The sequence below is a fragment of the Marinobacter sp. genome, from assembly GCF_041984545.1.
Lineage (GTDB): Bacteria > Pseudomonadota > Gammaproteobacteria > Pseudomonadales > Oleiphilaceae > Marinobacter.
In genome coordinates this window covers 1-14,409 of record NZ_JBHIXV010000007.1, presented here as the reverse complement: position 1 = coordinate 14,409, position 14,409 = coordinate 1, and the positions used below count along the sequence as shown (strand labels likewise).

Genomic DNA, 14,409 nt, shown 5'->3' with positions numbered 1-14,409 from the left:
TGTCGGACCGGTTAGAAAAGTAACCGTATGATGGCGCCGGGATCACCGTGCGTCGATAAGGTCCTTTACGGACAGGACCATACGGACGAGATGTGCGAGGGAATGGGTTCCCATTTTGTGCATGACGCGGGAGCGATGGATTTCCACCGTCCGCTGACTGATCTCAAGCTCAATGGCAATTACCTTGTTGGCCTGACCGGCAATCATCCGGTCCATGATCTCGTGTTCCCGGGGGGTCAGGCTCTTGATGCGACGGATGATCTCCTGTTTTTCATCCAGTGACTTACGCTGCTCCAGGTCCTGCTTCAGGGCCGCCTCGATCTTCTCCAGCAGCGCTTCCTCACGGTAGGGCTTCTGGATGAAGTCCACTGCGCCTTCCTTCATGGCATCAACCGCCATGGGCACATCGCCGTGCCCGGTCACAAAGATGATCGGCAGAATCGAGTGCTTTTCATTGAGCTTTTTCTGCAACTCCATACCGTCCATACCCGGCATACGGATATCCAGCACAATGCAGCCGGCCATCTTGTCGGAATAGTCCTTCAGGAAAGCGGTGGCACTCTCATAGGTCTTGACCGGCTTGCCGTCGGATTTCAGCAGCAGCTCCAGGGAATCGCGGACTGCTTCGTCGTCCTCTACCACGAATACGGTTTGCTGGATGTCAGTCATGGATGTGTTCTCTCCTGTCCGTTTTCTTGTTCGTCGCCGGTCAGTGAATTGACGGGTCTTTATGGTCATCACGGGCGTGTTCCTGACGCTCGTGTTCCCGCATTTTTTCAAGTCGTTGCTGGATAATGCCAAAAACGCTCTGTTTGGGGTACCTGCCTTTGTCATCGGCCTTGCCCGCAGGCTTGCCAAGCAACAGGGTGACAGCCTCTTCAACCCGGGACACCGCATACACCGCAAAGCGCCCCTCCCGTACCGCCTGAACAACCTCGCTGTCGAGCATCAGGTTCTGCACGTTGGTGGTCGGGACAATCACGCCCTGCGTGCCCGACAACCCACCCTTGAGCTGACAGGTGGTGAAAAAGCCCTCTACCTTCTCGTTCACGCCACCGATGGGCTGAACCTCACCAAACTGGTTCACCGAGCCGGTAATCGCCAGATCCTGTCGCACAGGCACACCCGAGAGGGCGGAAATCAGCGCACACAGCTCTGCCAGTGAGGCGCTGTCACCATCCACCTCACCATAATTCTGCTCGAAGGTCAGGCTGGCCGAGAGATGCATGGGGTCCGTCACCGCAAAATGCGACGACAACCAGGAGCTGAGGATCATCACCCCCTTGGAATGCAGGTTGCCGCCGAGCTTCACATCCCGCTCGATATCCATCACCGCGCCATCTCCATAATAGCAGGTGGCCGTCACCCGGTTGGACAAGCCGAATTCAAAGCCACCGGTAGACAACACGGACAGCGCGTTGACCTGCCCGATGGTCTTGCCCGTGGTAGATACGAGCGTCGAGCCATCACGGATGGAGTTATAGAACTGGTCGCGAATACGGCTGCTACGGTACCGGGCACTCTCCAGTGCCCGCTCCACGTGAACATCCTGGATCAGTTTTGCGCCGGCCTGTCTCGCCCAGAAATCCGATTCCCGAAGCAGGTTGGCAATATCTGCCGCATGCAACGAGAGCCTGTCCTGGTGCTCTGCCATGCGCGCGCTGTGCTCGATGACCCTTGCCACTGCCTTGTTGGAACAGTGCAGCAGTTTTTTCTCGCTCACCAGGCTGGCAATGAACTTGGCGTACAACAGCTGGCTGTCGTCGGACCGGTACATTTCATTTTCAAAATCGGCCGTTACCCGAAACAGCTCGGCGAACTCGGAATCGTATTCCTGCAGCAGCATCCAGGTTTCACGATCGCCAAAAAGAACAATCTTGACATCCAGCGGTACCGATTCCGGTTCGATGGAAATCGTGCCGGACAGAGTCATTTCCCGCTCCAGGGAGTTGATCTGTATGGATCGGGAACGCAGTGCCCGCTTCAAGCCGTCCCAGACGAAGGGTTGCTCCAGCACCTTGATGGCATCCATCAGCAGATAGCCGCCATTGGCCCTATGCAGGCTGCCGGGGCGTATCAGGGAGAAATCCGTGAACACTGTGCCCTTGTAGGTAACGTTTTCCACATAGCCAAACAGGTTGTGGTAGGTGGGGTTGTCTTCCACCACCACCGGCACCTCGTTGGTTTTCTGGTGCACGAGCACGTTGACCAGGTAACGCCGCGGCATCTTCTTGTCGAGGGAGGCGTAGGCAATCGCCGCCTGCTCTTCGTTGTCATCCAGGAAGATATCCAGGTTCTCCACCATATCGGCCCGGACTGCCTCGAAGTAGGCCACCACGTCAGGCAGATCCCGGTACTTTTCGATCAGCTCGTCAATCTGGTGGCCAGAGATGCTCTCCAGGGTTTCCTGGTTCAATGCCTGCTGCTTCTCCGCATACTCCTGCTCCCAGTCGGCCAGTTTACGGAGGGCCTGCCGGAGCTTTTTCTCAAGCTTGTTGATGGCATCCTCGAATTTGTCCCGCTGCTCCTGGGACAACGCCTGGAAGGACTCGGCGGTATGCGGTTCATCACCGTTCATGGCCACCAGCCGGTAACCGCCCGGCGTGGTCACAGTCAAGCTCACTTTTTTGCGCTTGGCCTGCGCCGCCACTTTCTCGAGCTCATCTTCCTGCTTCTTGCCGTACTCGTTCTTGAGCTGCTCCGAGCGCTCGAGGAAGCTGTCGCTGTCGAAGGTCTGGGGAACCACCTTCACCAGGCGACTCATCAGCTTTTCCATGTCCTGTTTGAGCTCGGTCGCCTTGCCCGCGGGCAACTGCAGCAGCCGGGGAATGCGCGGCTCCTCAAAGTTGGCCACGTAGCACCAGTCATGGCTTTGCTGATCCGTATCCACATGGTGCTCCAGGTACCGGAGCATCATGGTGCGCTTGCCAAGGCCGTTCCGGCCCACTGCATACACGTTATATCCACCATGGGGCATCGCCAGGGCAAAACGTACCGCTTCCTGGGCACGGTTCTGGCCAACGATTTCAGCCAGGGGTTCCAGCTGGCGGGTGGTCTTGAACGGCAGGTCCTTGAGGACACAGGCTTTGTAGAGCTGATGCAGAGGCAGTGACTTCAAGATTGGTTCCTGTAGCGGTTAACACATTGGCCGGTCATTGTAGTTTCTGGAGGCGGCCCTGTCGCGTTCGCCGAAAAGATTTCGCCCGGCCTTGGCGGCCACCGGAAATATGTTAGGTGGTTCACACTTCTGCGACCGTTCATTTTTCAGCCAGCAGGGCCTTGACTACACTTCGTCTCCCGACAACAAAAATACGATGCACGCAACGGATGCCCGCGTATGACGAGTGATTCCGCCGACCGCAGAATCAAGGACCGCTACCCCGCCTCCTGCCTGAAGGTTCGCCTTCGTGAACGTGGTTTTTTCGGCCGGGGCAAGCACGCCACACCGGTAACCTGCCTGGATCTGAATCGTTATGGGATGGCCGTTCTCTGTCCTCGCCCGGTGGAGCGGGGGGCAAGACTGTTCCTGGACTTCGACGGCAAATACATCAGCGAGTCGCGGGTGGGTGCCAGAGTCGTGGATTGTCAGCCCTACCAGACCGGCTACCGGGTCAGCGTACAGTTCAGCTATTGCCAGGATCCGAAAGGCTATTCCCGTACTGTCGATAACGCCCTTTCCCGGATTGAAGGATTCTATAACCGCTTCGCGAGCTGAGCTGCGTTAAACGGCAACTCAGATCAGCCCCGCGTCCAGACTGGCCGCCACGTACAACCCCAGCTCCCGACACTGCTCCTCAAACTCATCACGGTAGTCGCCCCGGCAAATCAGTGGCTCCTGAATTCGCTTCCAGCGCAGCCCGGTGGTGATGCTCTCGATGGCCCTGCGGGTACCGGTGCCATCGTGACCAGCGCGAATGTAACAGGCAAACGGCAAGGCCTCGGTCTTCTCCAGGCAGGGATAATAGCTCCGATCGAAAAAGTCCTTGAGCGCCCCACTCATGTAGCCAAGATTCTCGGTGGTACCCAGGATAATGGCATCGCACGCCATCACATCCTCCGGCCCGGCCTCAAGTGGTGACAGAACCCGCACCTCAACATTTTCAATGTCTTCGTGGCGAGCGCCGTCCACCACCGCCTGCCTGAGTTTCAGGGTGTTCGGGGAAGGTGCATGGGCAACCACCAGCAGTTTTTTTTGCGCTTCCATAACAAGTTCCCAGTTTCGGAATTGCCGTTGACGGGCCGCCACCGGACCGAAGAGCACAGATGGTCAAATTTCGAGCAGTACAGACCTGCAATCCTGGCAACCTGTACCGGAATGAAACCACGGATCTGACTCGATACCCGGGCAAGCCATGAGCCTAGTATGGACAAACAGCAACAGGGAGGAAGAACCCATGCGCCAGATCAACTTCAGATCATTCCGGAATTTTGTCCGTCGACTGCAACATCGACAATGGATCAGGAATCAGCTTGCACAAGCCGGAGGTGCAGACTATCTCAGGCGATTGGAAGAAGACATCGGCGCCGAGCCGGGGCATTTCCGAAAGGCGCTTGAAGCGCCTCTGTTCTCGGTGAACAGAGGCGACAGAGACAGCCGGCGCGGGGCCAGCGATGGGCAGCACGGGTGGACTCTCACCCTGCCACCGCACCGCCTGCCCGCCGGGAAATGTTAGAGCAGCTCGCCGTTGGCTTCCGCCGGCGCCTCTTCCGCCTCTTTCTTGGCGGTCGGCTTGGGCATCAGCTTGTCACGAACCTTGGCTTCGATCTCGTTGGCGATGTCGAGGTTCTCTTCGAGGAACTTGCAGGCGTTGGCCTTGCCCTGGCCGATCTTGTCACCGTTGTAGGCGTACCAGGCGCCGGACTTGTCCACAAAGCCTTCCTTGACGCCCATGTCGAGCACCTCGGCCATGTGGTAGATGCCCTTGCCGTACATAATCTGGAATTCTGCCTGCTTGAACGGCGGTGATACCTTGTTCTTGACCACCTTGACCCGGGTCTCGTTGCCGACCACTTCGTCGCCTTCCTTCACCGAGCCAATGCGGCGGATATCGAGACGCACGGAGGAGTAGAACTTCAGGGCGTTGCCGCCGGTGGTGGTTTCCGGGCTGCCGAACATCACGCCGATCTTCATGCGGATCTGGTTGATGAAGATCATCAGGCAGTTGGCGTGCTTGACGTTACCGGTCAGCTTTCGCAGGGCCTGGGACATCAGTCGCGCCTGCAGGCCAACGTGGCTGTCGCCCATTTCGCCCTCGATTTCCGCTTTCGGGGTCAGGGCCGCTACCGAGTCGACGATGATGACATCGACGGCGTTCGAGCGAACCAGCATGTCGGCGATTTCCAGCGCCTGCTCACCGGTATCCGGCTGGGATACCAGCAGTTCGTCAACATTCACACCCAGCTTCTCGGCGTAAACCGGATCAAGCGCATGCTCGGCGTCCACGAAGGCGCAGGTTTTGCCTGCCTTCTGGGCCTCGGCAATCACCTGCAGGGTCAGTGTGGTTTTACCGGAGCTTTCCGGGCCGTAGATCTCACAGATCCGACCATAGGGAAGCCCGCCAATACCCAGGGCCACATCCAGACCAAGGGAACCGGTGGACACCGCAGGAATGGCCTCACGGGGCTGATCGCCCATTTTCATGACCGCGCCTTTACCAAACTGGCGCTCGATCTGCCCAAGTGCTGCGCTCAATGCTTTCTTGCGGTTGTCTTCCATCAGTGCAAACCCTCTTTCGCCTGGGCCATCAGTTCTCTCTGGAACCTGACAGCGGAATCGTGAACCGGGACGCCGTACAGCAAAAACCTGAGCAATCCCTGTATATTTGAACAGTATTAAAACATAACCGGAAAAGGAGACCAACCCCTGCGGCAGTGAAATCGGTCAGACTTCACCCAGAAAGTCGGTAACCCCCTGAAGCGCATAGAGAACGGCCTGCCGACGCACCTGATCCCGGTCGCCCTCGAAATGCCTGACCACCGCCACCGTGCTCGCCGGGCTGCTGCCCCAGGCAAACCAGACCGTGCCCACCGGTTTTTCCTCACTGCCTCCGCCAGGGCCGGCCACACCACTGATGGCCACCGCCACGCTGGCGCCCGTGGCGGCCAGGGCGCCGGCCACCATCTCGCGCACCACGGGCTCGCTGACCGCGCCGTGCTCATCCAGGGATTTCTTTGTAACGCCCAACAGCGACTGCTTGGCCTCGTTGCTATAGGTCACCAGGCCACCAAGCACATAGGCCGAGGACCCGGCCCGATCCGTCAACACCTTGGCCACCCAGCCACCGGTACAACTCTCGGCAGTGGCTACCGTGCGGCCGGTACCAAGCAGCCGGTCGCCCAGGCGGTTGCCCGCGTCTTCCAATTGCTGATCGCTGGCCAGCATAATGACCTCCTTCGTTTCATCGCGGCGGTTATTTTCTTACAATTCACGCCTTCACCCAAAGCCAGGCGAACCGGACCCGTTCATGTCAGCAGCTCAGACCGATCTTTCCAAGCACACCCCGATGATGCAGCAGTACCTGAAGATCAAGGGCCAGCACCCCAATGAACTGGTGTTTTACCGGATGGGCGACTTCTATGAGCTGTTCTACGAGGACGCCAAGAAAGCGGCCGAACTCATGGACATTACGCTCACCGCCCGGGGCCAGTCCGGCGGCAACCCCATTCCCATGGCGGGTATCCCCTACCATTCCTCTGAGGGTTACATTGCCCGGCTGGTTCGGGCGGGTCAATCCATCGCCATCTGCGAGCAGATCGGCGACCCGGCCACCAGCAAGGGGCCGGTCGAGCGCCAGGTGGTGCGCATTGTCACCCCCGGTACCCTGAGCGACGACGCGTACCTCGAAGACCGCCGCGACAACCTGCTCGTGGCCATCTTCAACAACCGGGAACAGTTCGGTTTTGCCTCCCTGGACATCTCCAGCGGCCGGTTTGCGGTGTCTGAACTGGAGAATCTTGAGGCCCTGCAGGGTGAGCTCCAGCGGCTGAGGCCGGCAGAGATCCTGATCAGCGAGGATTTCCCCTTCGAGGAGATCCTGGAGGGCTTCACCGGCATCCGGCGCCAGGGTCCCTGGCTGTTCGAATCCGACACCGCCCGGCGGGTGATTACCCAGCAGCTCCAGGTGCGCGACCTCACCGGTTTTGGCTGTGAAGACCTGCACCTGGCCATCTGCGCCGCCGGCTGCCTGTTGCAATACGCCCGGGAAACCCAGCGTACCGCCCTGCCCCACATTCGCAAGCTGACCCGCGAGCGCCGCGACGAGGCCGTCATCCTCGACGCCGCCAGCCGCCGCAACCTCGAGATCGACACCAACCTGATGGGCGGCCACCAGTACACACTGGCCTGGGTGATGGACCGCACCGCCACCGCCATGGGTGGCCGCGAACTGCGGCGCTGGCTGAACCGGCCGTTGCGTGACGTGGAGATTGTGCGCCAGCGCCAGCAGGCGGTTTCCGCGCTGCTGGACGGGTTCCACTACGAGCCGGTGCACGATCTGCTCAAAGCCGTGGGCGACATTGAACGGGTACTGGCGCGGGTGGCGCTGCGCTCGGCCCGTCCACGGGACCTGGCGCGCCTGCGCGACGCCTTCCAGGCCCTGCCGGAGTTGCAGGAAGCCTTGAAGCCGGTTAACTCCCACCACGTGGTCAAGCTGGCCACCACCATTGGCGAGTACCCCGAACTGGCCAACCTGCTGGAACGGGCGATCATCGATAATCCACCGGTGGTGATTCGCGAGGGCGGCGTGATCCGGGAGGGCTTCGACGAAGAGCTGGATGAGTTGCGCAACATCAGCGAGAACGCCGGCCAGTACCTCTTGGATGTGGAGACCCGTGAGCGCGAGCGCACCGGCATCAGCACCCTGAAAGTGGGCTATAACCGGGTGCACGGCTACTACATTGAAATTACCCGGGCCCAGTCGGCCCAGGCGCCGGCGGACTACATTCGCCGCCAGACCCTGAAAAACGCCGAGCGCTTTATCACCCCGGAGCTGAAGGAGTTCGAGGACAAGGCCCTGAGCGCCAAAAGCCGGGCCCTGGCCCGGGAAAAGGGCCTGTACGACGAGGTGCTGGAAACCGTGGCCGAGCAGCTGGCGCCACTGCAGGACGCGGCCCAGGCCCTGGCAGAGCTGGATGTGCTCAGCAACTTTGCCGAGCGGGCTACCTCACTGCGGTTCTCGGCGCCGGAATTCAGCGAATCGCCCGGGTTTGATATCGAGGAGGGCCGTCATCCGGTGGTTGAACAGCTGCTGGACGAGCCCTTTGTGCCCAACGATCTGTTGATGGACACCCAGCGGCGCATGCTGGTGATCACCGGCCCCAACATGGGCGGTAAGTCCACCTACATGCGTCAGGCGGCACTCATCGCCCTGCTCGCCTACACCGGCAGCTTCGTGCCCGCCAACCGGGCGGTGATCGGACCGGTAGACCGTATCTTCACCCGCATGGGGTCCTCCGACGACATTGCCGGTGGCCGCTCTACTTTCATGGTGGAAATGACCGAAACCGCCAACATCCTGCACAACGCCACCGAGCACAGCCTGGTGCTGATGGACGAGGTGGGCCGGGGCACCAGCACCTTTGATGGCCTGTCACTGGCCTGGGCCACCGCCGAACACCTGGCCCGGGAAATCCGCTGTTATACCCTGTTTGCCACCCATTATTTCGAACTGACGCAGCTGGCCGACGACCTGCAGCACGCGGTGAACGTGCACCTGACAGCCACCGAGCACGATGACAGCATCGTATTTCTGCATAACGTGCACGATGGCCCCGCCAGCCAGAGCTACGGCCTGCAGGTGGCAAAACTGGCCGGGGTGCCCCAGGACGTGATCCGCAATGCCAAGGCACAGCTGTCCCATCTGGAAGGCAGCGCCAGCCCGGCCACGCCAGGCAGTCAGGATATAACCCGGCCTGCTCCAGCACCGGCTGCCCCGAAGGCCAGCGAGCCCGTCTACCAGGGCGACATGTTTGCCAGTCTGGAGCCCAGCGCCGTGGAAGAGGCACTGAAAGCGCTGGATGTGGATGATCTCACGCCCCGGGAAGCCATGAACCGGCTGTACGAATTGAAAGAGTTACTGAAAAAATAGCAGCGAGTTGATCTGGGTAATAAGGTTATAGCAGGGCAACGCTTGCGGCTGTGAGGGTCCCTCCCTACAATATCGCGCACTAAAATATAACGGTGGGGCTCCGAACGGTGCTCCTGATGAGATTGACCGACCACTGGACCAGGGATCTGACTATGGCGTTTATCGTTACTGATAACTGCATCAAGTGCAAATACACAGACTGCGTGGAAGTCTGCCCGGTAGATTGTTTCTACGAAGGACCGAACTTCCTGGTAATTGATCCGGACGAGTGTATCGACTGCGCCCTGTGCGAGCCCGAGTGCCCGGCCGAGGCCATTTTCTCCGAAGACGAGCTGCCTGCCGACCAGGTCCAGTTTGTGGAGCTCAATGCCGATCTGGCCGCCAAGTGGCCGAACATCACCGAGAAGAAGGACCCGCTGCCGGATGCCGAGGAGTGGGACGGCAAGCCGAACAAGCTCCAGTACCTGGAGAAGTAACACGCTGGCGCTGGAACGAAAAAAGCACCGGAACAGAAAAGGGAAGCCTCGGCTTCCCTTTTTCTTTGAGCAGTTACGGCGCCCGGCCGCGCTCGCTTGTTCTCAGCTGCTGGCCAGCTTGGCACCCATGGCAACGAAGAATCCACCGGTCAGGCCGTTGAGCAGCTTTTTCAGCCGGGCGTTAACCCCCAGGCTGCGGAAGGTGACCACCACCCACGCCAGGCCACATTGCCACACCATCGCCAGCAGGAAGTGCACCCCGGCCAGCAGCAGCGATTGCTGGAAGGCATTTCCGGCAGGATCAATAAACTGCGGCAGCAGCGCCATATAGAACAACGCGGTTTTGGGATTCAGAACGTTGGAGAGTACGCCCTCCCGAAACGACACCGCCAGGCCCACATGCCTTCGAGCGATTGACGCGGGCACGTCTGCGGTCGCACTGTCAGGAGCCGCCCGGCTCCGGCGAAACGCCTGGCGCAGCGAACCAATACCCAGCCAGATCAGATAGAGGGCACCGGCCCACTTCAGGGCGGTAAAGGCCCAGGCAGTCTCTACCAGCAGCAGGGAGATGCCGAGGGCAGAGAGCGTCGCGTGAATGAACAGGCCGCTGCAGATGCCGACACTGGTCGCGCAACCATCCCGCAAACCACCCCGACCGGTATTGCGCATCACCAGGAGCGTATCGACTCCCGGTGTGATGGTAAGCAGGGTAATGGCGACCAGATAGGCCCAGAACAGATCGGAGATCATGGCACTGCCTCCTCAAAGCACATCAGGAGGCCGCGACCTGATCAGGCCTCCTGCTGGAGAATCTTCTTTGCCGCGGCAGACTTGTAGAACGGCGTCAGTCGTCGGCGGATCAGGGCTTCAACATAGCCCTCTTCCCGCAACACGTCTATAACCGGAATTGCGTAGGCGTCGATTTCGGCCATGATCACCTCCTGGCTCACACCAACGTCGCCCAGCAGGTCAACCACGGGCCGGTCACCGTACTTCTCGAACAGATGCGCGACCACCGCCCGGGCACAGCCCTCGAAGTAAGGGGTTTTGCGGAACTGCAGCCAGAACTCGTAGCCCAGCACCACAAACTCCTGCAGCTCCACATCGCCCAGCCCTTCCTGGAGCTCGGCAATGGTACGATCCTCCACAGCCACCCAGGCCGCCATTACGCTGTCCCGAAGCTCGTCATCCGACAACGCCTTGTGCAGGAACTGCTCACTGCGGCTGATCAGGCCCGGCAGGCTGTCAGACAGCCAGGCCTTGAGGCGACGCTCGAAGGTTTCGTCCAGGCCCGGCACCGCCCTGTTGGCCATGCGCTTGCCGAATTTCATCATCGAGCCCACGCCCGGCACCGATTTGGTGATCAGGTTGTCCTCGTACAGGTAATTCACCAGCCCGTGGTACACCACATTGGCGACCAGTTCCTGATACACAGGATGAGACATGATCTCGCTGATCACCCGCTCCCGCTGCTGGCGCAACTCGAGGGCCTCTTCCAGGAAGCCGGTGGCCTGCTCGCGGGAAATGATCTCGCCCAGGGTGGTCGTCGACTGCACATCCGCATTCAGCACTTCTGTCGCCATTTCCGCCGCCAGCTCAGGAATACCGGCGTCCAGTTCCATGTTCATCACGATCCGGTGAATCACGCCCATCACCTGATCCTCGGAGGTCACGCGGTTAAGGGTCAGCGTACCGGCCTGTTGCCAGAGTTCCTCCAGCTCCTGCTTGAGGAACTTGCGCAGTTTGGCACCCTTCAGCGAGGCCAGCTCGTGCTTTACGTGCTGCTCCAGCAACTGGTCGGCGAGATCCGTTGTGCCTTTGGTCATGGTGTCAGATGTCCTGTGGTTAAAGTGAAAACCGATGGTCGGAGGCTAACACGAACGATGGCCCGGCGGGTTTGCCAAAACTACAGGCGAAGGGATGCACGGGGGCCAGTCAGCCCCCGATCCGGCCAGAGAGAAGGTCTTGAAGAGGCTACTGGAAGTCGCTGAAGCTGTGGGGCTCGGCGGCCAGGGCCAGGCACAGGCTGCCGGGGCCCACGTAGATACTGCTGGTAATGCCCATCTGGGAAAGCAGCAGCTCAACGCCGTTACGCTCGCAGGCATCGCGCAGGCGGTTCAGCCCCGGAAGATCTTCAATTTCGGTCCAGGTCAGGCCGCAGGAAAGACTCACGTAGGGGGTCAGCAGACCCGCTTCCACCCGTGCGGCGGCGTAATTCATCACCTTCTCCACCGCCACATCGAAGCTCCGGGTCTTGGCAACGGGCTGACCCTCTGCCCCCTGACCGAAGATGACCGGGGTAATATTCAGGGCCTTGCCAAGAAACGCGACCAGCGCCGACACACTCTTGTCGCCGCGGCGGCGGGCCCGCTCGCGAATGTAGTGCAGATCCCGTGGAATCACGCAGGTGTAGATCTTGTCAGTGAAGGCTTCCACCTCGTGCCGCAGCGCATTCTTGGTCAGCTTCTGGTCAATCAGACGGAGTGTGTGCGCCGCCAGCAAGCCCTGGCCGGCAAAAATCTGCTTGCTGTCGATCACCCGCATGAAAAACCGACCCTCGCGGCCGGCCGCCGTCCTGGCCCGTTCATAGTTCGACAGAACGCTGTTCATGGCCTCGGTGGCGTTCTGGAAAATCAGGCTGCGAGTCTTGGTTACGGTTTCGCAGATGGCAAGGTCAAACTGGGTCACAATCTTTTCCATGAACAGCTCATGGATCTGCTCGGCACTGAACGCACGGGTTTCCGCCTCGTGACCTTTCTGCAACAGGCCGCTCTGGTAAAACTCCTGGGTTCGGACCGGGTCGTGTTCGTCTATGTAGGTCTGGCCGTCGATAACGGCGGTCACGGGAAGGATAAACAGGTCGTGTTTTCTGCTGAATTCATACGGTAAATCACACGCGGAATCGACGATCAAACCAACTCGCATGGCGGGCCTCCAGCTCCGGACCGCTTCCTGGCCGGAAGCGCCCTTTATTGTCATTATTTTTGGTGTCGTCCAGTCTTACACAACCTGACCAGAATTTCAGCAACGAGACGCTAACCCGCCGGAGGCGCCAGCTCAAGCTCCTTGAGCGTGCGCTCAAGCAAGTCCCGGTTGTCCTGCTGCCAGGGGTGAAACCCCTTGCGAAAGTATGCCAGGAACTCGGGCAGGCAGGTACGCAACACGCCCGGCTTACCCCAAAGAAAGTTGATGCCGCCCAGCCAGGTGCGCAGGCTCCAGAGTTTGCCATCGGTCTTGAGCAGGCTGCAGGTATTCAGGAAGGTGTACTTGAAGAAATTCCAGGTGACAAACAGGAACACGATCCGGCGCAGGCGCTCGTTGCCCACGCATTCCCGGTAGACATCAAAGGCCACCGATTTATGCTCGGTTTCCTCAATGGCGTGCCAGCGCCAGAGCCTGGCCATCGTTGGCGACGCCCCGTCCATCCATTCCGGGTGTCGCAGAATGGCGTTGGCCAGAACCGCCGTGTAGTGTTCCGCACCGCAGGTGCCCGCCAGTTGCCGGCTCGGGGGCAATTTGCCTACCCACTCCATGTGCTTGCGAAAACGCCGGTCGAGGGCGTCGATGTCATAACCACGGGCCTTCAGAGCGTCGTTGTATTCCCTGTGCTCACGGCTGTGCAGGGCTTCCTGTCCGATAAAGCCCCGGATTTCCGCTTTCAGCTTGGGGTCTTCAATCCGGTCACGGTACAGCCTCACGGCATTGATGAACTGCTGCTCGCCGTCGGGAAACTGCAGCGACAGCGCGTTGAAAAAAGCGGTACGGAATGCGTCGTTGCCGTGCCAGAGCGTTTTCAGATCTTCGCTGACATCGAACCGCAGATGCCTGGGCTCAACGGAGACGCCCTCGGGCGTGGAGCTGATGGTCATAACTGCCTCCCGTTTTTCTTGTGTTGTTATCCTGAACGAAGAGCGGGCAAAAATTCACCAGAAAGGTCAGTGTAAACCCGGCGAGCAGCGCGAAGGAAGGCGTTAGGGGCAATAATTCGACAAATTGTCACGAAATGACATTTTGTCAAAAAGAAACAGCCAGGCGCCGAACAGCAAAACCCGACCGGCATCGGGATAGGGGGGAGCCATGAGGCTCCACCCCTCCCACACCACCCGGCATGCGGGTCCGCACCGGGCGGTTCGAGACGTTGAGGGTTCACGAGAGTCTCGGCACTCCCAACCGGTCGAAGTAGGCAATCGTCAGGACATTGTGGATGGCAGAGCGACTGTTGTGCCACCAGCGGCGACTCAGAGCCGCCACAGATTCAGCCACCCAGGAACTGGCACCCAACCGGACCAGCTCCCGGTAGATCGTCTTACCCCGCCGCCACTGCCGGAGGTGGAGCATTCTCAGACGACGACGTATCCACTCATCCAGTGATCGCCAGATGCGTGGCGTTTGCGCCAGCCTGAAGTACCCTTTCCAGCCGAGCAGGTATCGGCGGAGTTGCTCTACCACCTGTTCAATACTGCGACCCCCTGATCCCCGGGTCAGTTGCCGGATCCGGAGCTTGAACGCCTGTAACGCCCTGGTGGATACCGCGCGTCGAACCTCAGCGTTCCTCCCTTGCCACAGGGCATAGCCGAGGAACTTGCGCCCGAACACGCTGGTCACCGCGCTCTTGGCTTCGTTAATCACCAGACGCAACTTTCCATAACAGCGGCGGAGTAACTGCATGACCCGTTCTCCCGCCTTGTGGCTGCGAACGTAGACGTTGCAGTCATCGGCGTAACGGGCGAAGCAGTGCCCCCGGCGTTCCAGCACTTTATCCACCTCGTCCAGCAGAACGTTGGCCAACAACGGCGACAATGGCCCGCCTTGCGGCGTGCCCTCGTGCCGATCCATGACCACACCAC

13 protein-coding genes are annotated in these 14,409 nt (G+C 59.9%); 3 read left to right on the top strand and 10 right to left on the bottom strand.

All coding sequences use genetic code 11. The features are described from left to right. Positions 1-42 precede the first annotated feature (42 nt). Together fixJ and ACFC20_RS04950 are read right to left on the bottom strand one after the other, a co-directional pair. On the bottom strand, positions 43-669 hold the full coding sequence (gene fixJ / locus ACFC20_RS04955; RefSeq protein WP_375192034.1) for a response regulator FixJ: 627 nt from the start codon (positions 667-669) through the stop codon (positions 43-45). A gap of 40 nt (positions 670-709) precedes the next feature. After that, positions 710-3,118 carry an AAA family ATPase gene (locus tag ACFC20_RS04950; RefSeq protein WP_375192033.1) on the bottom strand — a complete coding sequence of 803 codons (2,409 nt, stop codon included), beginning with the start codon at positions 3,116-3,118 and terminating at the stop codon, positions 710-712. 219 nt (positions 3,119-3,337) lie between these two features. On the opposite strand from ACFC20_RS04950, the gene ACFC20_RS04945 reads away from it, so the two are divergent. After that, positions 3,338-3,715, top strand: a complete 378-nt coding sequence (locus ACFC20_RS04945; protein WP_375192032.1) for a PilZ domain-containing protein — start codon at positions 3,338-3,340, stop codon at positions 3,713-3,715. Positions 3,716-3,733: 18 nt separating this feature from the next. On the opposite strand, the gene ACFC20_RS04940 is transcribed toward ACFC20_RS04945, so the two are convergent. From ACFC20_RS04940 to pncC, 3 genes are all read right to left on the bottom strand, one after another. After that, positions 3,734-4,204, bottom strand: a complete 471-nt coding sequence (locus tag ACFC20_RS04940; RefSeq protein WP_375192031.1) for a flavodoxin family protein — start codon at positions 4,202-4,204, stop codon at positions 3,734-3,736. A gap of 465 nt (positions 4,205-4,669) precedes the next feature. Beyond that, on the bottom strand, positions 4,670-5,716 hold the full coding sequence (recA, locus tag ACFC20_RS04935; protein ID WP_091992052.1) for a recombinase RecA: 1,047 nt from the start codon (positions 5,714-5,716) through the stop codon (positions 4,670-4,672). Positions 5,717-5,881: 165 nt separating this feature from the next. Continuing rightward, positions 5,882-6,382: a nicotinamide-nucleotide amidase gene (gene pncC / locus ACFC20_RS04930; protein WP_375192030.1), complete on the bottom strand. Its 501-nt coding sequence runs from the start codon at positions 6,380-6,382 to the stop codon at positions 5,882-5,884. A gap of 82 nt (positions 6,383-6,464) precedes the next feature. Between pncC and mutS the strand changes: the two genes are divergently transcribed. Beyond that, complete coding sequence (gene mutS, locus ACFC20_RS04925) at positions 6,465-9,086, top strand: DNA mismatch repair protein MutS (RefSeq protein WP_375192029.1); 2,622 nt, start codon at positions 6,465-6,467, stop codon at positions 9,084-9,086. 152 nt (positions 9,087-9,238) lie between these two features. Further along, positions 9,239-9,562: a ferredoxin FdxA gene (fdxA, locus tag ACFC20_RS04920; protein ID WP_008170541.1), complete on the top strand. Its 324-nt coding sequence runs from the start codon at positions 9,239-9,241 to the stop codon at positions 9,560-9,562. A gap of 102 nt (positions 9,563-9,664) precedes the next feature. Here the strand turns inward: fdxA and ACFC20_RS04915 are convergent, their stop codons facing one another. From ACFC20_RS04915 to ACFC20_RS04895, 5 genes are all read right to left on the bottom strand, one after another. Continuing rightward, complete coding sequence (locus tag ACFC20_RS04915) at positions 9,665-10,312, bottom strand: LysE family translocator (protein WP_375192028.1); 648 nt, start codon at positions 10,310-10,312, stop codon at positions 9,665-9,667. A gap of 41 nt (positions 10,313-10,353) precedes the next feature. Beyond that, positions 10,354-11,388, bottom strand: coding sequence for a hypothetical protein (locus ACFC20_RS04910; RefSeq protein WP_375192027.1), 1,035 nt, complete (start codon positions 11,386-11,388; stop codon positions 10,354-10,356). Between the two features lie 148 nt (positions 11,389-11,536). Next, positions 11,537-12,487, bottom strand: coding sequence for a DegV family protein (locus ACFC20_RS04905; RefSeq protein WP_375192026.1), 951 nt, complete (start codon positions 12,485-12,487; stop codon positions 11,537-11,539). A 110-nt stretch (positions 12,488-12,597) separates the two neighbouring features. Then, entirely contained in the window at positions 12,598-13,431 is an 834-nt protein-coding gene (locus tag ACFC20_RS04900) for a metal-dependent hydrolase (RefSeq protein ID WP_375192025.1), read from the bottom strand. Positions 13,432-13,708: 277 nt separating this feature from the next. Then, positions 13,709-14,409 (bottom strand): group II intron maturase-specific domain-containing protein (locus ACFC20_RS04895; RefSeq protein ID WP_375192024.1); only part of this gene is annotated, 701 nt, incomplete at its 5' end.

What these genes read in the sequence shown, in the direction of transcription:
- fdxA (WP_008170541.1), top strand. Translation starts at nt 9,239, where the DNA reads ATGGCGTTTATCGTTACTGATAACTGCATCAAGTGCAAATACACAGAC.
- mutS (WP_375192029.1), top strand. Translation starts at nt 6,465, where the DNA reads ATGTCAGCAGCTCAGACCGATCTTTCCAAGCACACCCCGATGATGCAG.
- pncC (WP_375192030.1), bottom strand. Translation starts at nt 6,382, where the DNA reads ATGCTGGCCAGCGATCAGCAATTGGAAGACGCGGGCAACCGCCTGGGC.
- ACFC20_RS04915 (WP_375192028.1), bottom strand. Translation starts at nt 10,312, where the DNA reads ATGATCTCCGATCTGTTCTGGGCCTATCTGGTCGCCATTACCCTGCTT.
- ACFC20_RS04910 (WP_375192027.1), bottom strand. Translation starts at nt 11,388, where the DNA reads ATGACCAAAGGCACAACGGATCTCGCCGACCAGTTGCTGGAGCAGCAC.
- ACFC20_RS04900 (WP_375192025.1), bottom strand. Translation starts at nt 13,431, where the DNA reads ATGACCATCAGCTCCACGCCCGAGGGCGTCTCCGTTGAGCCCAGGCAT.
- ACFC20_RS04945 (WP_375192032.1), top strand. Translation starts at nt 3,338, where the DNA reads ATGACGAGTGATTCCGCCGACCGCAGAATCAAGGACCGCTACCCCGCC.
- recA (WP_091992052.1), bottom strand. Translation starts at nt 5,716, where the DNA reads ATGGAAGACAACCGCAAGAAAGCATTGAGCGCAGCACTTGGGCAGATC.
- ACFC20_RS04940 (WP_375192031.1), bottom strand. Translation starts at nt 4,204, where the DNA reads ATGGAAGCGCAAAAAAAACTGCTGGTGGTTGCCCATGCACCTTCCCCG.
- ACFC20_RS04905 (WP_375192026.1), bottom strand. Translation starts at nt 12,487, where the DNA reads ATGCGAGTTGGTTTGATCGTCGATTCCGCGTGTGATTTACCGTATGAA.
- fixJ (WP_375192034.1), bottom strand. Translation starts at nt 669, where the DNA reads ATGACTGACATCCAGCAAACCGTATTCGTGGTAGAGGACGACGAAGCA.